Below are 22642 nucleotides of genomic sequence, written 5' to 3'. Positions count from 1 at the left end.
CCTGCACTCTCTGCCGCCCTTCGGCAAAGAGCCATCATGTCGCGTCAACCAGCCGTCACTCCTGCTGAGAGGGCACATCCGCCCAGCCCAGCGGATGGATTCCGCTGTCCCCGACCATGGCGTCCGGTTCGCCCCCCGCCTCGTTGAACGCGGTCAGGGCGTCGATCAGGGCTGCACGCGGTCCGGGCTTGAGGCGGGCCACGATTGACGCGATCTCCTGGCGGCGCCTGGCGGTGACGTCTTCGACGAGCCTGCGGCCTTCCGGTGTCAACTGCAGCACGGTTTCGCGCCGGTTGTCGGGGTTGATCTGCCGGTCGGCGAGGTCGGCCGCGATCAGCCGGTCGACCATGCGCATCGCGGTCGAGGGCTTGACACCGAGCCGCTCGGCGAGCACGACCAGCTTGGCCGAGCCGTGCGTGGACAACACGACGAGCAGTCGGAACTGGGGCAGTGTCACCCGGTCCTCGACGGCGGCCAGGGAGCGTGCGGAGATGGCGACCAGCAACCGGGACGCGGTGAGTACCGCGCGGGTCACCGCGTCGACGTCGTCCATACCCTGCGGGGGCTTCGCGCTCTCGGCCATGCCCTCTTTCTATCGCGTCGCGACAACTCCCCCTGACTGCGCCCGGTTCTTGGGAGGAGATCTTCGCCTCACCGCTCGTGGTAGCGGAGCAGGAGCATGGCCGCGTCATCGTGGAGTGGCCCCTCCACGTGCCGGACGAGATCCATGCGCAGAGTCTCGAGTGCCGTCTCGGGGTCCGGATGCTTGAGCAGCACAGCCCGGTCACCGAGCGGATAGAAGCAGCCCTTGCCATCCCGGGCCTCGGTGACTCCGTCGGTGTACAGCAGGAGCTGGTCGCCAGGCCTGAAATCCGCCTGGTACGGCTCGGATCCGGTGGTGCCGTGTATCCCGAGGCCGAGCGGCAGCGCGTACTGGGGCGGCTCGGCGAATCTCACGCCGCCGTTGGGGCGCACGATCACTGGTGCCGGATGGCCGTAGTTGATCAGGATGACGCTCTGGTCGTCGCGTACCTCGGCCAGTACGGCCGTGACGAACTTCTCGCCCTGGAGCTCCCGGTCGGCGACCCGTTCGAGCCGTGCGCCCACGCTGCGCAGGTCACGTTCATCGTACGCGGCCTCCCTGAAGGCGCCGAGGACGAGGGCCGCGGTCTCGACCGCCTCCAGGCCCTTGCCCTGGACGTCGCCCACGATGACCCGGACGCCGCCGGGCGATGCGACGACCTCGTACAGATCGCCGCCGATCCTGGCCTCTGCGACCGCAGAGGTGTAAGAGACGACCACCCGCAGATGGCCGGCGCTACGCGGCACGGGCCGCAGCAGCACCCGCTGAGCGACCTCGGCGATCGAGCGGACACTGGCCAGCTCTGCCTCGCGCCGCTGCCGCATCACCGCAGCGAGGAGGCCGGCTGCGGTCACGCCCGCCACCGAGGCCAGTGCGGTGTAGCCGCGGCGATGGGCGAACAGCCCGTCGTACAGCCCGAGCCCAAGGCAGAGGACCAGGGAGAGCCCGCCGATCAACGCCGTGCGCCGCCAGCCGCCGACCAGTCCCGCGAAGGCGGGGCCAAGGGCGACCAGAGGGAGGAACCCGACCGAGGGGCCCGCGGTGACGTCCACCACGGCCACGATCGCCATGACCGAGAACGGCAGCACCGAGAGAAGGAGCGAGTACCGCGGCGACTCCTGTGTTGCTTCGGCCAAGACGGACCTCCGCAGTGTGCAAGGCGGTGTCCAAGGGCACCCCACCGGTGGCCCGGCACCGCGTCGCAGACCACAAGGTTTAGCCTATGCAAAACTTTCACAGTCGAAGCATCGGGAACGCCATCCCGTTATCGAACCGCAGCCGACCACGAGCCCATCGCTGAGGAGCAGGCCGAGCCATGACATCCCCGACCGACGCACGGAACCGGAGAACGAAGCCTCCGACCGGCTGGAAGCGTTGCATCGCCCGGCTTCCGGTCCACATGTACCGGATCGGGCTGGGGCCGCTGTTCGGCAGGAGGCTGCTGTTGCTCATCCATACGGGACGCTTGTCGGGCGTGACCCGCAAGGTGGTCATCGAGGTCGTGGAGCACGATCCGCAGGCCGGTGCCTGGACGGTCGCCTCAGGATTCGGCACACGGGCCCACTGGTACCAGAATCTGCGCCACACCCCGCAGGCCACGATCCAGGTCGGCAGGCGTTATCACGCCGTCACCGCGCGCTTCCTCCCCGCGGAGGAGGGGGCCCGGATCATGGCGCGGTACGCCGCGCTCCGTCCGCACACGGCCGCACAGCTCTGCGCCTACATGGGCTTCACCATCGACGGAACCTCGGAGAGCTTCCGCAAGGCCGGGGAGCAGATCCCCTTCGTGCGGCTGGAGTCCGCCCCGGCATGGTCGAACGCCCCCGTCGGCTGTGGGCGTTGAACACCTGACGGTAGCGCGGTCATAGCAACGGCGCCGACAGTTCAGGACGGCCTGCCGCCGTCCGCCGAAGTGCCTACCGCCTCCGGGGGCCAGTCGGTAAGAGCGGACGGCTGCGACCGCAGTGAGTGCCACCAGGGCCAGACCGACCCCGGACGGCTCCATCAGCGGATCCGGGTGAGCACCGGACCCGGTCGTCCCCTGTGGAAGCACCCGCCCCCTCGGGTCGTACACGTTGCCGATCCTGGAGCACATCTTCCACACGCTCCTCGACGACTTCTGCGACGCCGAAGAACCGGAGCGCTACCTCGGCTGGCAACCTGCGGGCAATGCCCCAACCCCTGGCGGGTCCTCACGGCCGCCGGGGAGGTCAGCTCCGGCTTCCAGTGGCCCGACCCCTCTCGCACGGACACGCCCGCGGACGTCCTGAGCGCCGAAGGGATCCGCTTCGTCGGGGATGCCGCCGACCCAGCCAAGCGCCTGCGTGAAGACGCTCCCCGGCAACACCTCGACGGCTGAAGGCCCTCCCCCTGTGGGGGGTCCTCAGCCCTCGTGTTCGCCGGCGGCCTCGAGCCCTGGCTCAGACGTCGGCTCCGCCGAAGCGCTCACGGTAGGACTCCAGGCCCTCCTCCGTGATCTTCGTGAAAAGGACGGGCGGCACTGTGAACGGCGTACCGGCCGGAACAGCGTCGAGGGACTTGGCCTGCTCGGCGGTCGCCCAGGGCACGGTGTCGCCTTCCACGGCGAACGCACCGCGCAGGGCGGCGGCCGAGGCGGGGATGAAGGGCTCGGAGACGACCGCGTAGAGGTGGATGAGGTTCATCGCCGTACGCAGGGTCAGGGCCGCGCCCTCCGGATCGGTCTTGATCTCCAGCCAAGGGGCCTTCTCCTCCAGGTAGGAGTTGCCCGCCGACCACAGGGCCCGCAGCCCGGCGGCTGCCTTGCGGAACTGGAGGGCCTCCATCTGCTCCTCGTACTCGGCGAGCAGCCGTGCGATCTCCTCGCCGAGCCTGGCCTCCGCCTCGCCGGCGGGCCGGCCGGCCGGGACCTCGCTGCCGAACTGCTTACGCGAGAAGGACAGCACGCGGTTGACGAAATTGCCGAGCGTGTCGGCCAGGTCCTTGTTGACCGTCGCAGCGAAGTGCTCCCAGGTGAACGACGAGTCGTCGGACTCGGGGGCGTTGGCAATCAGGAAGTAACGCCAGTAGTCGCTGGGCAGGATCTCCAGGGCCGCGTCGGTGAAGACGCCACGCTTCTGGGAGGTCGAGAACTTGCCGCCGTAGAACGTCAGCCAGTTGAACCCCTTGACGACGTCAACCTTCTTCCACGGCTCGCGCACACCGAGCTCGGTGGCCGGGAACATCACCGTATGGAAAGGGACGTTGTCCTTGGCCATGAACTGCGTGTACCGGACGATGCCGTCGGCCTCGTACCACCACGACTTCCAGTCACGGGTGTCGCCGTCCGGGGCAGCGTCCGACCATTCCTTCGTCGCGCCGATGTACTCGATCGGAGCGTCGAACCAGACGTAGAAGACCTTGCCCTCAGCCGCGAGCTCCGGCCAGGTGTCGGCCGGGACGGGAACACCCCAGTCCAGGTCGCGGGTGATGGCGCGGTCGTTCAGGCCCTCGGTCAGCCACTTGCGGGCGATGGATGTGGACAGGTGCGGCCACTCTGCACTGACGGTGGTGATCCATGCCTCGACCTCGTGCTGGAGCTTGGACTGCAGCAGGAAAAGGTGTGTGGTCTCGCGGACCTCCAGGTCCGTGGAACCGCTGATCGCCGAGCGCGGGTGGATCAGGTCGGTCGGGTCGAGGACCCGGGTGCAGTTCTCACACTGGTCGCCGCGGGCCTTCTCGTACCCGCAGTGCGGGCACGTGCCCTCGACGTACCGGTCCGGGAGGAAGCGGCCGTCAGCCGGCGAGTACACCTGGCGAATCGCGCGTTCCTCGATGAAGCCGTTCTCGTTCAGCTTGCGCGCGAAGTGCTGGGTGATCTCGGCATTCTGCTGCGAGGAGCTGCGCCCGAAGTGGTCGAAGGACAGCTCGAACCCGTCGTACACGGCCTTCTGCGCATCGTGTGCCTGCGCGCAGAACTCGGCGACCGACAGCCCGGACTCCTTGGCGGCCAGCTCGGCCGGCGTGCCGTGCTCGTCCGTGGCACAGATGTAGAGAACGTCGTGACCACGCCGGCGGAGGTACCGGGAGTACACGTCAGCCGGAAGCATCGACCCGACCAGGTTTCCCAGGTGCTTGATCCCGTTGATATAGGGAAGCGCGCTGGTTACCAGGTGTCGAGCCATCCTTGGATGCTCCATTCGTACGTACGGCGCCGGCGGCGGTGCCGCGGCACGCCCAGTCAGGAGGTCGCAGCCGGCGCGGCTGCTCAAGCAGCTCAACCGGGTCACGCGCGGTGACGGGATCTGCAAACCGCCGCAATCGTATGGCACCCCGGTGCCGTCGCGGCGAGCCGTTTATCCCTCGGACGGACACGGTCGAAAACGCACTCGGCCGTCCGGGACAGGCGGCCAAGCAAGTCCCGTACGGCCAAGGCGGTCCTCATATTAGAGCCCGCAACTCGGGTGCGCAGCGCCCATGCCTCTCGGGTCAACCTCCACCCGACCCGCAACGCCGGCCGGCCCGCGGCGATGAGCGCCGGGCCCAGCAGCCAGCAAACAGCCGCCATGCCGGACCGGGGCTCCCCTTCTCTCCTTGCGCCTCCACGCGTTCGATCGCTTCCACGGGTATCCGGCGGCGCACGCCCCTCGCGTCCCACAACAGCTCCCCGGAGTCATCGGCGCTCCCGGATTCCCCGAAGTCCAGACGGGCTCGGACTCCTCTACGGCCGTGACGTATCGGCAACGATGGGGGCGTTGAGGTCACGCGGGTACACTACGGGGCTGCTTCCGCCTGATGGCACGGATGCCGTGAGCGCTCGTCAGCGCGGCCGGACGGTGCGCGCGACGCGGAAACCCACGTCGTCGATCCGGAACGTCGGATGACTGCGGCGCCGCACCGAGGCGCGGCAGCTCCACGGCTCGTCGAACCAGCCGCCGCCGCGCAGCACGCGGTAGGTGCCGTAGACCTCGGCGTCGTAGACGTCCCAGGCCCATTCCCAGACGTTGCCCAACATGTCGTGCAGACCCCACGCGTTGGGCTGTTTGCCGCCCACATCGTGAATCTGCTCGTGCGAGTTGGCGCGGTACCAGGCGATCTCTTCGAGGTGCCCGTACCGCGCGCCGGCCGTACCGGCACGACACGCGTGCTCCCACTCGGCCTCGGTCGGCAGCCGGTACCCGTCGGCCGCCCAGTCCCACTCGGCGGTTTCCGTCTCGGCCGTTCCCGTCTCGGCGGTTCCCGTCTCGGCGCCGGCGCCGAGACGGTACACGGGCTTCAAGCCCTCGTGTCGGGACAGGGCGTTGCAGAAGCTCACAGCGTCCCACCACGAAACTCCCTCGACGGGGAGGCGGTCGCCCTGCGCGGTGCTCGGCCGTGCGCCGGTGATACGGGCGTACAGCGCCTGGGTGACCGGGACGGCCGCGATCCGGTAGGGCGAGAGCTCCACCGTCCAACTCCGCTGCGTCCGCCGGTCCGACAGCGTCACCTGCCCGGGCGGGACCTCGATCATTTCCTGCCCTGTGTCCACGTCCATGATCGGGTGATCCTATCCACTGGTCCGGCACGGGAATCCGTCCGTAAGACCTCGGACACTCAGAAAAAAGTGTGGTGCCGACAGATGTTCGCCCGCCCGTCACCTCTGTCACACATCCATCGGCGAGCATCGCTGCTCCCGGCTCTCCCGAAAGGGCCTCCCGAAAGGAACCTCGGTGCAGCATCGACCGATGGGCCGCGCGCGGCTGTACGGCGTCGTCGCGGCGGCCGTTGGCAGCGCTCTGTGCCTCACGGCCTGCGGTGTCGGTGGCGGTGGCGGCGAGGCGGCGGACGACCGGCCTTCCGTGCAGCAGACCAGTCGGATCGAATGCGCCGAGCAGGGGAAGATCGCGGCCTCCGGCTCGTCCGCCCAGCAGAACGCCATGCGCCACTGGATGCGGGAGTACCAGAGTGCGTGCCCGGGGGTGCAGATCCGCTACGTGCCTCTCGGATCCGGTGGCGGTGTGGCCCAGTTCCTGCGCGGGGCGACAGTGCTCGGCGGGACCGACACGGCGCTGAAGCCGGAGGAGATCGCGTTCTCCCGGGACGTGTGCCCCGGAGGCAGCGCCATCGACCTTCCGATGGTCGGCGGTCCCATCGCCATCGGCTACAACCTCGAGGGTGTCGACGACCTCGTCCTCGACGCACGCACCTTGGCGAGGATCTTCGACTCCGAGATCACCCGGTGGAACGATCCGGCGATCCAGCGCCTGAACCCGGGCGTCGAGCTGCCCAGGACGTCGATCACCGCGGTGCACCGCTCCGACGGATCGGGCACCACCCAGAACCTGAACGCGTACCTGGCGGAAGCGGCGCCGGACGTGTGGCCGTATCCGAAGGAGAAGGCCTGGCAGGCCAAGGGCGGCCATTCCGCCAGCGGTTCGGACCGGGTGGCATCCGAGGTTCTCCACACCGACGGCGCGATCGGCTACTTCGAGTTGTCGTTCGCGAAGGAGGGGAAGATCCCCGCCGTCAGGCTGGACACCGGGGCGTCGGAGCCGGTCGCCCCCACCGCCGAGGCGGCCTCGAAAGGCATCGCCGCGGCCGCTGACGTCGGCGCGGGCAAGGACATGACGCTGGAGTTCGACTACCGGACCCAGGCGCCGGGGGCGTATCCCATGGTCCTCGTCACGTATGAGGTCGTGTGCGCCACAGGCAATCGGACCGATGTTCTGCCCGCACTGAAGTCGTTTCTCACGTACACCGCGAGCGAGGAAGGACAGCAGGGCCTCTCACGCATCCACTACGCGCCACTGCCGGAGAAGGTGGCGGCGAAGGTGCGTGACGTGGTGAGCAGCCTGTCCTGACGGGACGGCCGCATGCGCGGAGCGGAATCGTATCCCTGGATTGGTGCGTCGGCCTCGGACTGGCCGGCTGCCTGTGGGCACGGACGGCCTTCTGCCGGGGTTCCCTGCGGCAGCCCGCGCGCGGAGGAGCGGAGCGGCTACGGCCGAACGGGCGAACGGGGAACCAGACCGGCAGGTCGCTCGTTGTCCGGTTGGGCAAAGAAACCGTCAAGAGGCGCGGCCCGCGCCGGATTGCGCAGGGGATTTCCATGGGAGTCAGCCTTTCCAAAGGCGGCAATGTCTCGCTCAGCAAGGAGGCCCCGGGCCTGGCCGCGGTCGTCGTGGGCCTCGGCTGGGACGTCCGCAGCACCACCGGGACCGACTTCGACCTGGACGCCAGCGCCCTGCTGGTGGACACGAACGGAAAGGTCCTGAGCGACCAGCACTTCGTGTTCTTCAACAACCTCAAGAGCCCCGACGCCTCCGTCGAGCACACCGGTGACAACCTCACCGGTGAGGGCGAGGGCGATGACGAGCAGATCAAGGTCAACCTGGCCGGCGTGGCCGCCGAGGTCGACAAGATCGTCTTCCCGGTGTCGATCCACGAGGGCGAGAGCCGCAGCCAGTCCTTCGGCCAGGTGCGCAACGCCTTCATCCGCGTCGTCAACCAGGCCGACAACAACGAGCTGGCTCGTTACGACCTGAGCGAGGACGCCTCGACCGAGACCGCGATGGTCTTCGGCGAGCTGTACCGCAACGGCGCGGAGTGGAAGTTCCGCGCTGTGGGCCAGGGTTACGCCTCCGGTCTGCGCGGTATCGCACAGGACTTCGGGGTCAACATCTGACGACGCCCGTCCGATGTGCCGAGGCCCGGGAGGGCCTCGGCACATCGGTACGTAAGCCTTCGCCGGCCTGATCCGCAGCGTGCCGCATACAGTGCGCCGGGCCGGTCGTTCTGGTCGTACCGGCCTGCCGTCCGGCTGCCCGCGGGTCGGCGAACTGCCTCCGTGTGCCAGCCCCTTGCGTTTCATCGGCCGCCGCTGCACCCGCTCGCACACCTTCGCCGCCGTGCCCCCCGTGAGGGCCTCCGGCCTCCGGCGCTCTCTCCACCTCCGCATGTCTCCCCAGGCCTCGGCCCCTGAGCAGAATGCCGAGGTCTGCCTCGTGCGGCCCCCACCGGCATCGGGATCACCCCGCCGTGTGCTGCTGTGCCCGTCGGGCCGCCACGCGGTGTCCCGCCCGTCCAAGGAGCGGCCGGGGCGCGGCGGCGACGGAGCAGAGGCAGCCAGGGAGGCGGCGGCCTCGGCCCAGCCGAGCGACCGGTGCGGTGACAGGGCCGACAGAGCCCGGAGCAGGTGTCGCTCGATGCGCCGGCGCCCACCTGTGGAGAAGTTATCCACAGGCTGCGGAGGGTGTCGGCGAAATCCGCTTTGATGGAGGGCATGAGCGACGCACACACCCTGCCCGACATGACCGACACCCCCCCGATGCCCGATTGGGAGAAGCGCTTCCGTGCCCCGCGTGTCTCTCTGCCCGACTGGGCGGAGGACGCACCGGACCGCTCCTTGTTCGTGTCGAACGCGACGGGGACGTACGAGCTGTATGCCTGGGACCGGTCCACGGGCGAGCAGCGCCAGGTGACCGACCGGCCGAACGGGACGACGGACGGGATAGTCACCCCCGACGGCCAGGCCATCTGGTGGTTCTCGGACACCGACGGGGACGAGTTCGGCATCTGGATGCGGCAGCCGTTCGGCGGTGGCGAGGACGTGCCCGCAGCGCCGGGCCTCGAGCCGTCGTATCCGGCGGGTGTCGCCCTCGGCCGTGATGGCTCCACTGCGGTGATCGGTCGCTCCACCGACGAGGACGGCACGACGATTCATGTCGTGCGGGCGGGCGAAGCGCCTGTGGAGATCTACCGGCATCGGGAGTCGGCCGGCGTGGGCGGCCTCTCGCACGACGGATCGCTGCTCGCGATCGAGCACACGGAGCACGGGGACGCGATGCACTCCGCGCTGCGTGTGACCCGCCTGGACGGGAGCCCGGTGGCCGCGCTCGACGACACCGAGGGCGGCACGGTGGAGCTCGGGCTCGAGGCCCTCGGGTTCGCCCCGGTCGACGGCGACACCAGGCTCCTCGTCCGGCACCAGCGGCGTGGCCGCTGGGAGCCGATGATCTGGGACGTCGCCTCCGGGGAGCAGACCGACCCGGGCATCGAGCTGCCCGGCGATGTGAACGCCGAGTGGTATCCGGACGGCTCGGCGCTGCTGATCGCCCACAGCTTCGAGGCCCGCGGTGAGCTGTGGCGCTACGACCTGGCGTCGCACGCACTCGTCCGAATCGAGACGCCCGTCGGTTCCGTCTCCGGCGCGACCGCCCGCCCCGACGGGGCCGTGGAGTATCTGTGGTCGTCCGCGGCGCGGCCGCCGCAGGTGCGGTCGACCGCAGGCGGCGTTGTCCTCGACCCTCCTGGCATGAAGGCGCCGGCTTCGGTGCCGGTGGACGACGTCTGGGTGGAAAGCCCCGGCGGCCGGGTCCACGCCCTCGTGCAGAAGCCTGCCGGGGCCACGGGCCCGCTGCCGACCGTCTTCGAGATCCACGGCGGCCCGACGTGGCACGACAGCGACACATTCATGGCGGGTCCCGCCGCCTGGGTCGACCACGGCTATGCGGTGGTCCGGGTCAACTACCGCGGCTCGACCGGTTACGGCCGGGAGTGGACGGACGCCCTCAAGCACCGGGTCGGTCTGATCGAGTTGGAGGACATCGCAGCGGTCCGCGAGTGGGCCGTCGCCTCGGGCCTCGCCGACCCGGCGAGGTTGGTTCTGGCGGGCGGATCCTGGGGCGGCTATCTGACGCTGCTGGGCCTCGGCACCCAGCCTGAGGCGTGGGCACTGGGCCTCGCCGCAGTCCCGGTCGCGGACTATGTGACGGCGTATCACGACGAGATGGAGGCGCTGAAGGCGATGGACCGCACGCTGCTCGGCGGCACCCCGGAGGAGGTGCCCGAGCGCTTCGAGGCCTCGTCCCCGTTGACGTACGTCGACGCCGTCCGCGCCCCGGTGTACATCTCGGCGGGCGTCAACGACCCGCGCTGCCCGATCCGTCAGATCGACAACTACGTGGACCGGCTGGTGGCGCGCGGCGCGGTCCACGAGGTGTACCGGTACGACGCGGGACACGGCTCCCTCGTGGTGGAGGAGCGCATCAAGCAGGTGCGGCTGGAGATCGACTTCGCCGACCGTCATCTGGGGGCAGCCATGCAGCAGAGCTGAGACCCCACGGGAGCAGGCGCAGAGGCCGGCGGTGACGGCGGCGAGGCACCGGTGGGCATCTGGTGACGGCAGTCTCGAGCGCGAGGCGGGCGCAGCCTCTGCGGCGGCGGTGGCGATCGTTCGGCCCGCCCCCGTGAGGCTGCCGTCACAACGGCCCCGGCACCCGGAGCGCCCGAAGCGTTCCGTACCGTGGAGGGGTGTACCGATTCCTGCTGACGCCCCGCTGGTGGGGGATCAACGTCTTCGTGCTGCTGGCGATCCCGTTCTGCATCTTCATGGGCTCGTGGCAGCTGGGCAGGTTCGAGGACCGCGTCGACTCTCATCGCGCGGCGGAGCGGAAGCCGGAACCGCAACAGCAGAAGGCGGTGCCGCTCGACGAACTGCTCCCCGTCGACAAGGAGACGTCCGGCCGGACGGCGACGGCCACGGGCCGATACGGGGAGCAGTTCCTGGTCCCGGAGCGTGAGCTCGACGGCAAGCGGGGCTCGTACATCCTGACGCTGCTGAAGACGGACGGCGGGCGCACACTTCCCGTGGTCCGGGGCTGGCTGCCCCAGGGCGCCCCCGCCCCGGCGGCGCCGGCCGGCGAGGTCACGGTGACCGGTGCGCTTCAGGCTTCCGAGTCCAGCGGCACCGACGGGGTACACACGGCGGGCGGCCTGCCGAGCGGACAGCTCGGCATGATCAGCGCGGCGTCGCTGGTGAATCTCGTACCGGACGACGTGTACGACGCATGGGTCACGCTGACCACGGCGGACGACGGTCTGACCGCCGTCCCTGCCGCAGCACCCCAGAACAGCGGCCTGGACCTGAAAGCCTTCCAGAACCTCGGCTACACGGGCGAGTGGTTCGTCTTCGCCGGCTTCGTGCTCTTCATGTGGTTCCGCCTGGTCCGCCGCGAGGCGGAGGCGGAACGCGACCGGGCTCTGGGCCTGGACGCCGAAGCCGCCTGAGGACGAGCTCCGGGCGGCCGTGCCGTCGCCGGGCGCGCGGCTGGGCGGAGCCGAGCCCGCGCCCGGACACAAGGGGCCGCACGCCAACCGGTGCCCCGGTACGGCGGGGCCGTAGGCCCGCACGTGTCACCGGCCGTGGAGCACGCCCCGACACAGCGCAGACGAACACGGACCCGTGCCCCGGAGGCACGAGGGCCAACACCGACCCGTGCCCCCGGAGGCTACGGGGACGCCGCGCCCCGGCACAGCACAGAGGAACGCGAACCCGCCCCGGACATTGGGGGGACGAACGCGGACCCGTGCCCGATACGGCGGCGGGGCCGCTGGCCGCCCGCGTTGCCGGCCAGACAGGCCGTGAGCCCGCCGCGGCGTCACTGGCCCGGGAGTACGCCCGTGTAGTAGATCGTGCCGGCGCAGGCGTTCGGCACCGTCGTCTGGCCGGTCACCGAGCCGCCCAGCCCCGAGTACGTGACCGCGACGCTGCCGTCCTTCAGCCCGTCCTCCGTGACCAGCTGGGGCTCGGCCGCGCTCCCCTCGGAGGTGCCGGTGCCGCCCTGCCCGCCGCCACTGCTGTCACCGACGGACGGGGAGGGATCGGGAGAGGGATCGTCTTCGGTCGGGCAGGTGTCGGACGGCACCCAGGCGAACTTCATCTCGTACGCCTTGGCCGCCACCGCGATCGCCGCGTCCGTCTCGGCCGCCGTCGGGTCGGGCAGCCCGCTCGCCGCGTCGCCCGCGGCGTGGCGGGCCACGCCGATCCGGGCCGCGTCGGCGGCGCCCATGGCCTGGAAGCCGATGGTGGAGCCGGCGGCGAAGCAGTCGGTGCCGGAGATGTTGGTGACACGGAAGGTGCCGTACACCTTGCCCTCGGCGTCCGGTACGCCGAGTTCCGTGGAGACGCTCAGCTGATCGGACGTGCAGGCCGGTACCTCTCCGGCCGCGGGTGACTGGACCGAGCCGGAGGCGCCGTCACCGACGCCGGTGGGCTGGTCCGTCGGCCGGTTCGGCCCGGTGGTCCGACCGGGCACGACGGTACCGCCCGCGCCCTGCGTGGGCCCCTTGGTGCCGTTGTCACCGCCTGTGACGCCGGGTTCGTTGCCGGTGCCACCCTGTGCCTGCTCACCGTGCCCGGCGTTGATCGGGTTGGGCTTTTCACTGCCCGCCGAGTTCGCCACGTGGACGAAGGCGGGCACGGCGGTACCGATCAGCAGTGCCGCGGCGGCCATGCCCACCAGCGCCTGCCTCTTGCGGGCCCGTCGCGCGGGGACCGCTCGGTGCAGATGCTCCAGCGCCCCCGGAGAGGGCTGGATGTCCTCGACGGCTCCCTGCAGCAACCGCCGCAGCGCGTCCTCGTCCCCGTCCCCTCCGACGCCCATCCCTCTGTCGATCCCGGTGCCGAGTCCGAGGGCGATCGCGAGGTCGGGTCCGCGGTCGGTCCCGCGGCCCGAGCCGTTGTCTTCACCGGCGTCGGGCCCCTGGCTGGATCCGATCTCGAATCCATGGCCAGATCCCACATCCGCTCCCATGTCGGATCCCGTGTCGGACGCCGCGTCCCGCTCCGCGTCAGGCCCGGCAGCGGGCCCGGTATCGGTCGGAAGACGCCTCGGCCCGTTGTTCGGCCCGTTGTTCACAATCTCGTTCCCAGTCCGGTCGTCAGACGGCCCGTCCGGCCCGTAGTGCTCGTAGTGCTCGTAGCTGTTGTCGCGCCCGCGCCCGCTCATTTCGTGGCCTCCATGGCGACGCGCAGCGCCGCGATGCCCCGTGAGCCGTATGCCTTCACCGAGCCCAGGGACACCCCCAGCGTCTCGGCCACCTGCGCCTCGGTCATGTCGGCGAAGTATCGCAGCACCAGCACCTCGCGCTGGCGGCGCTGCAGCCCGCGCATGGCCTTGATGAGCGCGTCCCGCTCCAGCTGGTCGTAGGCGCCTTCCTCGGCACTCGCCATGTCCGGCATCGGCTTGGAGAGCAGCTTGAGCCCGAGGATGCGCCTGCGCAGCGCGGAGCGGGAGAGGTTGACCACGGTCTGCCGCAGGTAGGCGAGCGTCTTCTCCGGGTCCCGCACGCGGTTGCGCGCGGAGTGCACACGGATGAACGCCTCCTGGACGACGTCCTCGCAGGAGGCGGTGTCGTCGAGGAGCAGCGCGGCGAGACCGAGCAGCGAGCGGTAGTGGGCGCGGTAGGTCTCGGTGAGGTGGTCGACGGTGGTGCCTGTGGCCATGGCGTCGTCAGCGCCCTGCCGCGAGGCCGGGACGCGAGTGGCCCGGGAGGCAGGCATGGGTGCGATCACCGGCATGCCGCCGGCCGGACGGGGTCTGCGGAGCGGGCGCACCGAAGCGCCGCGGACCGGGACCACCCTTGCGATGTCGAGAACCTCTGCCACGCCTGTTGGACACGTTGTCCCCCGCCAGGGTTGTACGCGTACGCCACCGCTTTTGACGGCGAACCGAATGCCCGCATGCGCACCGCTCTTCCCCAATGCCCCAGTTTTTGCGACACCGTCTTGAGGTGACCGCAAAGACGCCTCCCGCCCAACTACCGGTTGCAGCAAGGGGGAAGCGAATAATCAAACATGCCGACGCGCCGGTTCAAGTGGTACAGACCATCGTTTTGCCCACAGAACGTCCACAGATCCCACAAAGGGCCTGTGTCGAGCTGCCGCGCATCAACCGCCGCGGCCACGAGATTAAGCGACCGGTTCGCGGGCCTTGTCACCGCCCGGCCTTGAGCTGAACTCGGCGGCGACGGCCTCGGCGATCTGCGCCGAGTTCAGTGCCGCGCCTTTGCGGAGATTGTCCCCGCACACGAACAGTTCGAGGCCGCAGTCGTCGTCCGGCGACCGTCGTACCCGCCCCACCCAGGTCGGGTCGGTCCCCACCACATCCGCCGGCGTGGGGAAGTCGCCGGCCTCCGGGTTGTCGTACAGCACGACACCGGGTGAGGTGGCGAGGATTTCGTGCGCCCGCTCCACGGTGACCTTGTTCTCGAAGCACGCGTGCACCGACAGGGAATGCGTCGTGAGTACCGGCACCCGCACGCAGGTCGCGGCGACCTTCAGCCCGGGCAGGTCGAGGATCTTGCGTGTCTCGGCCCGCAGTCCCAGTTCTTCCGTGGACCAGCCGTCGTTGGCGAGCGACCCCGCCCAGGGCACCACGTTGAGTGCCAGCGGGCCCGGGATCGGCCCGAGATCGTCGCCCACCGCGCGCCGTACGTCTCCGGGCCCGGCCCCCAGTTCCGTACCGGCGACCAGCGACATCTGTGCCCGCAGGGCGGACACGGCTTCGCGTCCGGCGCCGCTGACGGCCTGGTAGGAGGAGACGACCAGTTCACGCAGCCCGAACTCGGCGTGCAGGGCACCGATGGCGGGGAGCATCGCCAGCGTGGTGTCGTGCGGGCTCGCGACGATGCCGCGCGGGCGCACCCGGACGGCATGGGGATTGATCTCGGGGACGACCAGCGGGACGTCAGGGTCCATCCGGAAGGCCGGTGAGGCGTCGACGACGACCGCACCCTTGGCCACGGCGACGGGCGCCCAGCGCTCGGACACGTCGCCGGGCACCAGGAAGAGGGCCACGTCCACGCCGTCGAGGAGGTCCTCGCCGATCGGCATGACCTCGCACTCCTCCCCGCGCACGGCCAGCTTGCGGCCGGCCGAGCGCGGGGAGGCGGCAAGGCGGATCTCGCCCCAGACGTCAGCGTGCTGCGACAGGATCTGGAGCATCACCGCACCGACGGCTCCGGTCGCTCCGACGACCGCGAGCGTCGGTTTACGGCTCATCGCCCGGTGCCTCCGTAGACGACCGCCTCGTCGGAATCGGAGTCGAGACCGAAGGCGGTGTGCACGGCGCGCACGGCCTCGTTCACGTCGTCGGCCCGGGTGACCACCGAGATACGGATCTCGGAGGTCGAGATCAGCTCGATGTTCACGCCCGCGTCGGACAGCGCCTCGAAGAACGAGGCGGTGACGCCCGGGTTGGTCTTCATCCCGGCGCCGACCAGCGAGATCTTGCCGATCTGGTCGTCGTAGCGCAGCGATTCGAAGCCGATCGCGCTCTTCGCCTTCTCCAGGGCGTCCGTGGCCTTGCGGCCGTCCGTCTTGGGAAGGGTGAAGGAGATGTCCGTCAGCGCGGTGGCTGCCGCGGAGACGTTCTGGACGACCATGTCGATGTTGATCTCGGCGTCCGCGATCGTGCGGAAGATGGCCGCGGCCTCGCCCGGCTTGTCCGGCACCCCGACGACCGTGATCTTCGCCTCGGAGACGTCGTGGGCGACTCCGGAGATGATGGCGTGCTCCACCTTCTGATCCCCTTGCGGTTCGTTGCTGACCCAGGTTCCACGCAGTCCGGAGAAGGACGACCGGACGTGGATCGGGATGTTGTAGCGGCGTGCGTACTCGACACAACGGTGCAGCAGCACCTTGGAGCCGGAGGCCGCGAGCTCCAGCATGTCCTCGAAGGAGATCCAGTCGATCTTCTTCGCCTTCTTGACGACCCGGGGGTCGGCGGTGAAGACGCCGTCGACGTCGGTGTAGATCTCGCAGACCTCGGCGTCCAGCGCGGCGGCGAGGGCGACGGCGGTCGTGTCCGACCCGCCCCGGCCGAGCGTGGTGATGTCCTTCTTGTCCTGGGACACACCCTGGAATCCGGCGACGATGGCGATGTTGCCCTCGTCGAGCGCCGTACGGATCCGGCCCGGCGTCACATCGATGATGCGCGCTTTGTTGTGGACCGAGTCGGTGATGACGCCTGCCTGGCTGCCGGTGAACGACTGGGCCTCGTGGCCCAGGTTTTTGATCGCCATCGCCAGCAGGGCCATGGAGATCCGCTCTCCCGCGGTCAGCAGCATGTCGAACTCACGCCCGGCAGGGATCGGGGATACCTGCTCGGCGAGATCGATCAGCTCGTCCGTCGTGTCACCCATCGCCGACACCACGACGACCACCTGGTGGCCGTTCTTCTTGGCATCGACGATTCGCTTGGCGACCCGCTTGATGCCTTCGGCATCGGCAACGGAGGAGCCTCCGTACTTCTGCACGACAAGGCCCACGTGCGCTCCTCGCTCGGTTTTGTGCAGTCATTACTGCGGTCGGCTCAGTCTATCGAGCGGCCGCGGTTCGCCCCTGTTATGTCACATGGTGAGATGTCCCGCTCACAGAGTGATCATCCGGAAGCCCCGGAGGGGCGCCCGCGGCCGTTCGGATCGACTACTGCCCAGGGGTCGGCGAGGTACGCGAGTCTGTGGCCCGGCTCACATGCCGGCCTGGTCCCGGCCTGCATGCCCGCATGGTCCCCGCTCCCCTGCCCGCGTGGTCCCGGCCCGCATGCCCTCGTGGCCCCCCTCGCATGCCCTCGTGGTCCCGGACCGCATGGCCGCGTGCGCGAGGCATTGCGGTCCGGGCCGGGGGCGCCGTCAGCTCCGGCGCGCTGTGACCGACAGGTAGGTGGAGGCGGGGAAGCCCCGCTCGTACGCCGCGTTGTCGGGTGCGGTCGTGTCGACGAGGCGGATCATCAGGGGTGTCGAGCCGACCGGGCCGGTCACGGCGGCGCGGATGCGGTAGCGCTCGGTCCGCGTGGCGTCCTTGGCGAGTGCGCCGCCGCCGCTGAAGAGGAAGTGCGGCTGGACGTCGTTGGCGACCCGGAGCTCGACGTTCCGCCAGGTGCCGCTCGCGGGGTCGCGGCGTTCGAGGACAAAGCCGTTCTGCTCGGGCGTCGAACCGGCGTCGGCTCCGATCATCATCTCCATCTGGAAGACGACGGCCACAGCCCCGTAAGCGCGCGTGTTGCCGTTGGTGACGTTGACGGTGAACTCTCTGGCGCCGCCGCCACGGGTCAGATTCAGACCACCGGCCGCGGACGCGTACATGCTGAGCTTCGTCGGCTTCACGACCGGCTTGGTGAGCGGCTTCGCCGAGGCTGCGGCCGGGGTACGAGACGGAGTCGCCGCGGCCGGCTTCGACGGCGCGGCCGAGGCCACGGCGGAAGCGGAGACAGAAGCGGACGGCGTAGCGGACGCGGCCCCGTCCGGCGTCCCCGCCGTGGGCGACGCCGTCGCGCCGGCGGCCGCGGGCTTGTCCGTACCGCCGCCCGGGGCACAGCCCGCCATCAACAGCACCGCAGCGAACGCCGCCGCCACCGCCCGCCCTTGCGCCACCACGTCCACGCCCCCGCCGCTCCTGCACGCCTTTTGGTCAACGGCCGGAAAGTAGCAGGGCCACGGGGGCTCTCAGGACACGCCGACATACCGGTTCCGCTACAACCCGCCGGTCAGCTCAGCCGCGGCCCGCCGCCTCGGCTTACGCCAGGACCCGCCGCCGGTCAGCGAGCCCGCCGCAGACCCAGCGGGGCGGCGATCTCCCGCACCATGACCTTGCCGGCCTCCTCGGCCAGGCTCTCCTCGGTCAGGTCCTCGTCGGTGTCGAGGCCGTCCAGTTCGGCGAGCGGCTGGTCCAGGCGGACGTGGGCGACCAGGGACTGCAGCGCCCTGAGCGTCGCGGAGGCGGTGGGGCCCCAGTTGGTGAAGTACGAGAACTGCCACCACCACAGCGCCTCGCTCGTCCGGCCCGCGCGGTAGTGGGCGAGGCCGTGGCGGAGGTCGGTGATGATGTCGGCGAGGCTGTCGGAGATCCGCGACGGCACCGGGGCCTTGCGGGGCTCATAGGGGTCGAAGACCTCGGAGAAGACGTCGATCGGTTCGAGCATGACCGCGAAACGCATCCGCAGCTCGTCCACGTCGAGATCCGGGCCTGTGTCGGGCTCGTACCGCTCTTCCGGAATGATGTCCTCGTGCGCGCCCAGCCGGCCGCCGGTGAGCAGCAGCTGGGAGACCTCCAGCAGCAGGAACGGGATCGCACTGTCGGGCTCGTCGCCCTTCGCGACCTCGGTGGTCGCGACGATGAAGGACTCGATCGAGTCGGCGATCTGGACCGCGAAGCTGTCGGGGTCCTGTCCTACGGCGTGCAGCATGGCGTCAGACATCGAGCAGTCGTCTCCCCTCGAAGGCACGTCCGAGCGTGACCTCGTCGGCGTATTCCAAGTCTCCCCCTACAGGGAGTCCACTGGCCAGCCGCGTGACCTTCAAACCCATCGGTTTGATCATGCGTGCGAGGTACGTGGCCGTGGCCTCGCCCTCCAGATTGGGGTCCGTGGCCAGGATCAGCTCCGTGACCGTGCCGTCCGCGAGCCGCGCCAACAGCTCGCGGATGCGCAGGTCGTCGGGGCCGACGCCCTCGATGGGGCTGATGGCCCCGCCCAGGACGTGGTAGCGGCCGCGGAACTCCCTCGTCCGCTCGATCGCGACGACGTCCTTGGGCTCCTCGACGACGCAGACGACTGTCGGGTCCCGGCGCGGGTCGCGGCAGATGTTGCACTGCTCCTGCTGGGCGACGTTGCCGCACACCGCGCAGAAACGGACCTTGTCCTTGACCTCGAGCAGGGCGTGCGCGAGGCGGCGGACGTCGGTGGGTTCGGCCTGGAGGATGTGGAAGGCGATCCGCTGCGCGCTCTTGGGACCGACGCCGGGCAGCCTGCCCAGTTCGTCGATGAGGTCCTGAACCACGCCTTCGTACAACGGAACGCCTCTCCTTGGAGTGCTTGCTGCTTACGGTAGTTGGTGCCTGTGGCCACCAGAAGGCCAACGGCGGAACGGGTCAGAAAGGCATGCCCGGCATACCGCCGAGCCCCTGCGCCAGCGGCCCGAGCTTGTCCTGCTGGAGCTGGTGCGCGTTCTCGTTCGCGGCCTGGACGGCGGCGACGACAAGATCCGCGAGGGTCTCGGTGTCCTCCGGGTCCACGGCCTTCGGGTCGATGACGAGGTTGCGCAGCTCGCCCGAGCCGGTGACGGTGGCCTTCACGAGACCGCCGCCGGCCTGACCCTCGACCTCGGTCCGCGCGAGCTCTTCCTGAGCCTGCGCGAGGTCCTGCTGCATCTTCTGGGCCTGCTGGAGCAGCTGCTGCATATCGGGCTGGCCACCACCGGGGATCACGGTCACTCCTGGCTACTTCGACGACTGAATCCGAGACTCAAGGTTCTGTACGTATCGGTAAGCCCGAGCCTACGTGCTCGCCGGGCGGCATGCCCCACCCCGCATCGACCAACTCTTTCGAGTGAGCGCAGGGGGCCCTGTCGGGGCTGCACTACCTGACCAGCGACCCCGTGTGGGCCGAAATACAGGGATCTTCGGCCCGCCGCCCACCATTCGGCGGTATGAAGGGCCTGCGCCGTTCAGAACGCACGCCCGCCACGTACGTCACGCGGTGTAACGTCAGCACCTTTTCAGCACCTTTTCGGACCTGATAGTCAGTCCTGGGCGTCAGTCCTTGTCGTCAGCAGAGCGCAGAGGAGTGCACCGGTGAGCCAGCCGGAGATGCAGCCCGGGGGGGCCCGGGAGGAGGGCGGCGAGGCGCCGCTGGGAGACCTGACGGGGCGGTCGTTCCCCCTCGGGGACTGGGGCGAGCCCGCGGCACGGCTCGACGAGCTCTACCGCTGGGTCGAGGCGGACGCGCTGCGCACGGCGGACTGGTACCTCTCGGACCGGGTCCGCAAGCGCCGGGCCGCCCGCCTGCTGCGCCTCGGCACGGCGCTGGGCGTCCTCGCGGGAGCCGCGCTGCCCCTGCTCGACCTCACGGGCGCGATGGGCCAGGCGGCCCCCTGGGGCTATCTCTCCCTGCTCGGCGCCGCGGCCGCTCTGGCCTGCGACCGCTACTTCGGCCTGACGGCCGGCTGGATGCGGAACGTGGCCACCGCGCAGGCGGTCCAGCGACGCCTCCAGGCGCTCCAGTACGACTGGGCTTCGGAGAGCGTGCGCGAGGTGCTCGGTCCGGCGGAAGGTACGGCGAGCGAGGCGGCGGAGCGCTGTCTGGGCGTGCTGCGACGTTTCTCCGAGGACATCTCGGACCTGGTCCGCTCGGAGACGTCGGACTGGATGACCGACTTCCGCCCAGGCCCCGCGCCGCTGCGCCTGCCCTCCTCGGCCGCGCGCACGACGGCGGAACACCATCCGTCCCACGGCGTCATCCAGGGCCGGTTCCCGCTGCCCCCGACCACCCGCCCCAACATGCCCCGCCAGCGTCCCCCGGAGCCGCCGCGCTGACGCACGGCGGCTCCTTACCTGCTGCTGTGAGGCGTCAGGTGAGGCGGACTCCGTCGTGCGTCAGCGGCGGCGGGAGCCGGACGTCAGGGCGCGGGTGAGGATCGGCGGCAGCAGGTCCCGCGCCAGACGGCGGGCCAGGGAGCGGCGTACGGGAGGGGTCACGGTGGTCGCGGGTGCGGGCACAGCGGGCTGCGGCTCAGGCGCGGGCTGCGGCTCAGGGGCAGGAAGCGGCTCCGGCGCCGCGAGCGGCTCGTGGCGGGAGACCGGCGGGGCCGGGGGCCGGGCCTTGGGGCCCTTGATGCGGATGAGCGGCAGGCCCGCCACCTCCTCCACGCCGTGCCAGACGTCAGTACGGGTTGCCAGCCACTCGCGCAGGGACTCGGTGAAGGGCGCCGGATCGCCCCATGTCCCGTACAGCTTGCTGCCGGTGATCACGATCGGTTTGAGGCCGGTCGTCGCGACCGCGCCCCACACCGCCGCGGAGACGCCCGGGCAGTGCTCGGCCCGGAAGTCGTCGAAGGCGACGATGCCGTCGGGGACGAGGAGTTGACGCGCCGCCTCGATGTCACCGTGGACGTGCTCGTAGAGATGCGAGGCGTCGACGTGGACGAAGCGGCAGGTTCCGGGGGCGACTTTCGAGGTGATCACGGAGGTCGGGGCCTGCACCACGGTGGGCAGTTCGTCGTGGAAGGAGAGGTAGTTCGTCTCGAAGGCCCGCCGCGTCAGGGTCGCGTAACTGCGGTCCATCTCGGCGCTGTTGGGATCGTCGGGGGCCGGGGAGTCGAACAGGTCGCAGACCGTGAACGTCTCCCCCTCACCGAGGTAGCCACCCAGGAAGATCGCGCTCTTGCCCATATAGGCCCCGAGTTCCAGCAGATCCCCCCGCCGGTCCGTGTCCGCCTGGCGGGCAAGAAACCAGTCGAAGATCATTTGGTCGACCGGCCAGAACCAGCCCTTGACGTCAGCGAACCGCTCCGGCCTGGGAAGTTCCTCCGCGGCCGTCCCCTCTACGGGGGTACTTGTCTGCGACATGCCCCGGTCCTACCGGTAGGAGGTGTCCGGCAGCTGTCGGGCATCTGTCCGGCGTCTTAACCGCCCGGGGCGCGGCGCCGACGTCAGGCGCGGCCGGACGTCAGGCGCCACACGCAGGGCAGGCGCCTCGCGCACGCCAGGCACGACGCCCGCGTCAGCCCCGAGGCGTACGTCAGCTGAAGATGATCATTGAGCCCTGGCCCAGGCTCCGCGTCGCCGCCGCGTGCAGCCCCAGCCAGACATGCCGTTCACGCGCGAACGGGCTTTCGTCGTAAGGGATCGGGCCCGCGGGCTCCTCCAGGGCCGTGGGGCGTTCCGGCGGCTCAGGCGCGGCCGGAGGGTTCGTTGGGTCGATGCCGATGGCGGGGGCCACGTACTCCAGCTCGCGCAGCAGGCCTTGCGTGGATCCCAAGGGGCCGCCGCCCTCGAGGAGTTCGTCGTTGAACAGCGGGGTCGCGAAGTCGACGGGGACGTACGCGCCGGCGTGGTCGTAGTGCCACACCAGATGCGACTGCTGTGCCGTCGCCTCGAACATCTCCAGCAACTGCTCGTAGTCGCCGCCCAGTTCGTCCACCGGCGTCACCGCGAGCCCGCACAGCTGCAGCAGATAGGCGCGCCGCAGGAAGTGCAGCGCGTCGTAGTCGAAGCCGGCCACCGGCGCGACATCGCCCGACAGACCCGGCATGTAGGCGAAGACGGGCACCGTCGGCAGGCCCGCGCCGGTCAGCGCCTTGTCGTAGGAGGCGATCTCTTCGGCGAAGGGATTGTCGGGGCTGTGGCACAGCACGTCGACAAGGGGGACCAGCCACAGGTCACAGGCCAAGGGAGTGCTCGCTCTCAGCAGTTCGAGGAGGTGGAGGAAGCGTGAAGACGACGATGGTCGGGACAGCGTAGTGCCGAGGGCCGGGTCCGCGAAGGGTGCTGTTCCACACGTTTTG

21 protein-coding genes are annotated in these 22642 nt (G+C 70.0%); 7 read left to right on the top strand and 14 right to left on the bottom strand.

From position 1 onward, the window contains the following. Positions 1–55: 55 nt before the first annotated feature. Together ACIQ7Q_RS07420 and ACIQ7Q_RS07415 are read right to left on the bottom strand one after the other, a co-directional pair. A complete protein-coding gene (locus ACIQ7Q_RS07420; RefSeq protein ID WP_403857468.1) occupies positions 56–583 on the bottom strand; it encodes a MarR family winged helix-turn-helix transcriptional regulator in 528 nt (175 codons plus the stop codon). A 68-nt stretch (positions 584–651) separates the two neighbouring features. Next, complete coding sequence (locus ACIQ7Q_RS07415) at positions 652–1653, bottom strand: PP2C family protein-serine/threonine phosphatase (protein ID WP_403857999.1); 1002 nt, start codon at positions 1651–1653, stop codon at positions 652–654. A 245-nt stretch (positions 1654–1898) separates the two neighbouring features. Here ACIQ7Q_RS07415 and ACIQ7Q_RS07410 point away from each other — a divergent pair, with 245 nt between their 5' ends. After that, complete coding sequence (locus tag ACIQ7Q_RS07410; protein ID WP_403857465.1) at positions 1899–2426, top strand: nitroreductase family deazaflavin-dependent oxidoreductase; 528 nt, start codon at positions 1899–1901, stop codon at positions 2424–2426. A 577-nt stretch (positions 2427–3003) separates the two neighbouring features. On the opposite strand, the gene metG is transcribed toward ACIQ7Q_RS07410, so the two are convergent. After that, positions 3004–4725 carry a methionine--tRNA ligase gene (gene metG / locus ACIQ7Q_RS07405; protein ID WP_403857462.1) on the bottom strand — a complete coding sequence of 574 codons (1722 nt, stop codon included), beginning with the start codon at positions 4723–4725 and terminating at the stop codon, positions 3004–3006. 635 nt (positions 4726–5360) lie between these two features. Beyond that, positions 5361–6074, bottom strand: a complete 714-nt coding sequence (locus tag ACIQ7Q_RS07400) for a formylglycine-generating enzyme family protein (RefSeq protein ID WP_403857459.1) — start codon at positions 6072–6074, stop codon at positions 5361–5363. 190 nt (positions 6075–6264) lie between these two features. Here ACIQ7Q_RS07400 and pstS point away from each other — a divergent pair, with 190 nt between their 5' ends. The 4 genes from pstS (at position 6265) to ACIQ7Q_RS07380 (ending at position 11587) form a co-directional block, all read left to right on the top strand. After that, positions 6265–7380, top strand: coding sequence for a phosphate ABC transporter substrate-binding protein PstS (pstS, locus tag ACIQ7Q_RS07395; protein WP_403857997.1), 1116 nt, complete (start codon positions 6265–6267; stop codon positions 7378–7380). 248 nt (positions 7381–7628) lie between these two features. Continuing rightward, positions 7629–8204: a TerD family protein gene (locus ACIQ7Q_RS07390; protein WP_403857456.1), complete on the top strand. Its 576-nt coding sequence runs from the start codon at positions 7629–7631 to the stop codon at positions 8202–8204. A gap of 588 nt (positions 8205–8792) precedes the next feature. Beyond that, positions 8793–10634 (top strand): S9 family peptidase, encoded by a 1842-nt coding sequence (locus ACIQ7Q_RS07385; RefSeq protein ID WP_403857996.1) that lies wholly within the window; start codon positions 8793–8795, stop codon positions 10632–10634. Positions 10635–10831: 197 nt separating this feature from the next. Then, positions 10832–11587: an SURF1 family protein gene (locus tag ACIQ7Q_RS07380; protein WP_403857453.1), complete on the top strand. Its 756-nt coding sequence runs from the start codon at positions 10832–10834 to the stop codon at positions 11585–11587. A 371-nt stretch (positions 11588–11958) separates the two neighbouring features. On the opposite strand, the gene ACIQ7Q_RS07375 is transcribed toward ACIQ7Q_RS07380, so the two are convergent. From ACIQ7Q_RS07375 to ACIQ7Q_RS07355, 5 genes are all read right to left on the bottom strand, one after another. Next, on the bottom strand, positions 11959–13308 hold the full coding sequence (locus ACIQ7Q_RS07375) for a hypothetical protein (RefSeq protein ID WP_403857450.1): 1350 nt from the start codon (positions 13306–13308) through the stop codon (positions 11959–11961). Continuing rightward, positions 13305–13967 (bottom strand): SigE family RNA polymerase sigma factor, encoded by a 663-nt coding sequence (locus tag ACIQ7Q_RS07370; RefSeq protein WP_403857447.1) that lies wholly within the window; start codon positions 13965–13967, stop codon positions 13305–13307. The genes ACIQ7Q_RS07375 and ACIQ7Q_RS07370 overlap by 4 nt, the downstream gene beginning before the upstream one ends. 303 nt (positions 13968–14270) lie before the next feature. Further along, complete coding sequence (locus ACIQ7Q_RS07365; RefSeq protein ID WP_403857444.1) at positions 14271–15362, bottom strand: aspartate-semialdehyde dehydrogenase; 1092 nt, start codon at positions 15360–15362, stop codon at positions 14271–14273. Continuing rightward, on the bottom strand, positions 15359–16630 hold the full coding sequence (locus ACIQ7Q_RS07360) for an aspartate kinase (protein WP_403857441.1): 1272 nt from the start codon (positions 16628–16630) through the stop codon (positions 15359–15361). The genes ACIQ7Q_RS07365 and ACIQ7Q_RS07360 overlap by 4 nt, the downstream gene beginning before the upstream one ends. Before the next feature lie 363 nt (positions 16631–16993). After that, entirely contained in the window at positions 16994–17467 is a 474-nt protein-coding gene (locus tag ACIQ7Q_RS07355; protein ID WP_403857438.1) for a hypothetical protein, read from the bottom strand. Here ACIQ7Q_RS07355 and ACIQ7Q_RS07350 point away from each other — a divergent pair. Continuing rightward, the gene (locus ACIQ7Q_RS07350) at positions 17445–17789 is read left to right on the top strand and encodes a hypothetical protein (protein WP_403857435.1); all 345 of its coding nucleotides are present in this window, start codon (positions 17445–17447) and stop codon (positions 17787–17789) included. The genes ACIQ7Q_RS07355 and ACIQ7Q_RS07350 overlap by 23 nt on opposite strands. A 109-nt stretch (positions 17790–17898) precedes the next feature. On the opposite strand, the gene ACIQ7Q_RS07345 is transcribed toward ACIQ7Q_RS07350, so the two are convergent. The 3 genes from ACIQ7Q_RS07345 to ACIQ7Q_RS07335 all read right to left on the bottom strand — a co-directional run bounded on the left by ACIQ7Q_RS07345 (position 17899) and on the right by ACIQ7Q_RS07335 (position 19565). Beyond that, entirely contained in the window at positions 17899–18558 is a 660-nt protein-coding gene (locus ACIQ7Q_RS07345; RefSeq protein WP_403857432.1) for a DUF5063 domain-containing protein, read from the bottom strand. Continuing rightward, positions 18551–19150 (bottom strand): recombination mediator RecR, encoded by a 600-nt coding sequence (gene recR, locus ACIQ7Q_RS07340; protein ID WP_264245817.1) that lies wholly within the window; start codon positions 19148–19150, stop codon positions 18551–18553. Before recR ends, ACIQ7Q_RS07345 begins: the two co-directional genes overlap by 8 nt. Positions 19151–19229: 79 nt before the next feature. Next, on the bottom strand, positions 19230–19565 hold the full coding sequence (locus tag ACIQ7Q_RS07335; RefSeq protein WP_403857995.1) for a YbaB/EbfC family nucleoid-associated protein: 336 nt from the start codon (positions 19563–19565) through the stop codon (positions 19230–19232). Between the two features lie 366 nt (positions 19566–19931). Between ACIQ7Q_RS07335 and ACIQ7Q_RS07330 the strand changes: the two genes are divergently transcribed. Next, positions 19932–20672 carry an SLATT domain-containing protein gene (locus ACIQ7Q_RS07330; protein ID WP_403857428.1) on the top strand — a complete coding sequence of 247 codons (741 nt, stop codon included), beginning with the start codon at positions 19932–19934 and terminating at the stop codon, positions 20670–20672. A 60-nt stretch (positions 20673–20732) separates the two neighbouring features. Here ACIQ7Q_RS07330 and ACIQ7Q_RS07325 read toward each other — a convergent pair whose 3' ends face one another. Both ACIQ7Q_RS07325 and ACIQ7Q_RS07320 read right to left on the bottom strand, forming a co-directional pair. Further along, complete coding sequence (locus ACIQ7Q_RS07325; RefSeq protein ID WP_403857426.1) at positions 20733–21704, bottom strand: class I SAM-dependent methyltransferase; 972 nt, start codon at positions 21702–21704, stop codon at positions 20733–20735. A 172-nt stretch (positions 21705–21876) separates the two neighbouring features. Then, a complete protein-coding gene (locus ACIQ7Q_RS07320; RefSeq protein ID WP_403857423.1) occupies positions 21877–22527 on the bottom strand; it encodes a hypothetical protein in 651 nt (216 codons plus the stop codon). Positions 22528–22642 lie beyond the last annotated feature (115 nt).

It is taken from the genome of Streptomyces sp. NPDC096176, assembly GCF_044763255.1.
Taxonomy (GTDB): Bacteria; Actinomycetota; Actinomycetes; order Streptomycetales; family Streptomycetaceae; genus Streptomyces.
Note: the sequence above shows the minus strand (reverse complement) of the source record. Positions and strands in the feature narration are given on the sequence as shown.

Bases quoted from the DNA above. Each gene is read 5' to 3' on its own strand.
- ACIQ7Q_RS07420 (WP_403857468.1), bottom strand. From the start codon at position 583: ATGGCCGAGAGCGCGAAGCCCCCGCAGGGTATGGACGACGTCGACGCG.
- ACIQ7Q_RS07415 (WP_403857999.1), bottom strand. From the start codon at position 1,653: ATGGCGATCGTGGCCGTGGTGGACGTCACCGCGGGCCCCTCGGTCGGG.
- ACIQ7Q_RS07410 (WP_403857465.1), top strand. From the start codon at position 1,899: ATGACATCCCCGACCGACGCACGGAACCGGAGAACGAAGCCTCCGACC.
- metG (WP_403857462.1), bottom strand. From the start codon at position 4,725: ATGGCTCGACACCTGGTAACCAGCGCGCTTCCCTATATCAACGGGATC.
- ACIQ7Q_RS07400 (WP_403857459.1), bottom strand. From the start codon at position 6,074: ATGGACGTGGACACAGGGCAGGAAATGATCGAGGTCCCGCCCGGGCAG.
- pstS (WP_403857997.1), top strand. From the start codon at position 6,265: ATGGGCCGCGCGCGGCTGTACGGCGTCGTCGCGGCGGCCGTTGGCAGC.
- ACIQ7Q_RS07390 (WP_403857456.1), top strand. From the start codon at position 7,629: ATGGGAGTCAGCCTTTCCAAAGGCGGCAATGTCTCGCTCAGCAAGGAG.
- ACIQ7Q_RS07385 (WP_403857996.1), top strand. From the start codon at position 8,793: ATGGAGGGCATGAGCGACGCACACACCCTGCCCGACATGACCGACACC.
- ACIQ7Q_RS07375 (WP_403857450.1), bottom strand. From the start codon at position 13,308: ATGAGCGGGCGCGGGCGCGACAACAGCTACGAGCACTACGAGCACTAC.
- ACIQ7Q_RS07365 (WP_403857444.1), bottom strand. From the start codon at position 15,362: ATGAGCCGTAAACCGACGCTCGCGGTCGTCGGAGCGACCGGAGCCGTC.
- ACIQ7Q_RS07350 (WP_403857435.1), top strand. From the start codon at position 17,445: ATGCTGAGCTTCGTCGGCTTCACGACCGGCTTGGTGAGCGGCTTCGCC.
- ACIQ7Q_RS07345 (WP_403857432.1), bottom strand. From the start codon at position 18,558: ATGTCTGACGCCATGCTGCACGCCGTAGGACAGGACCCCGACAGCTTC.
- ACIQ7Q_RS07325 (WP_403857426.1), bottom strand. From the start codon at position 21,704: ATGTCGCAGACAAGTACCCCCGTAGAGGGGACGGCCGCGGAGGAACTT.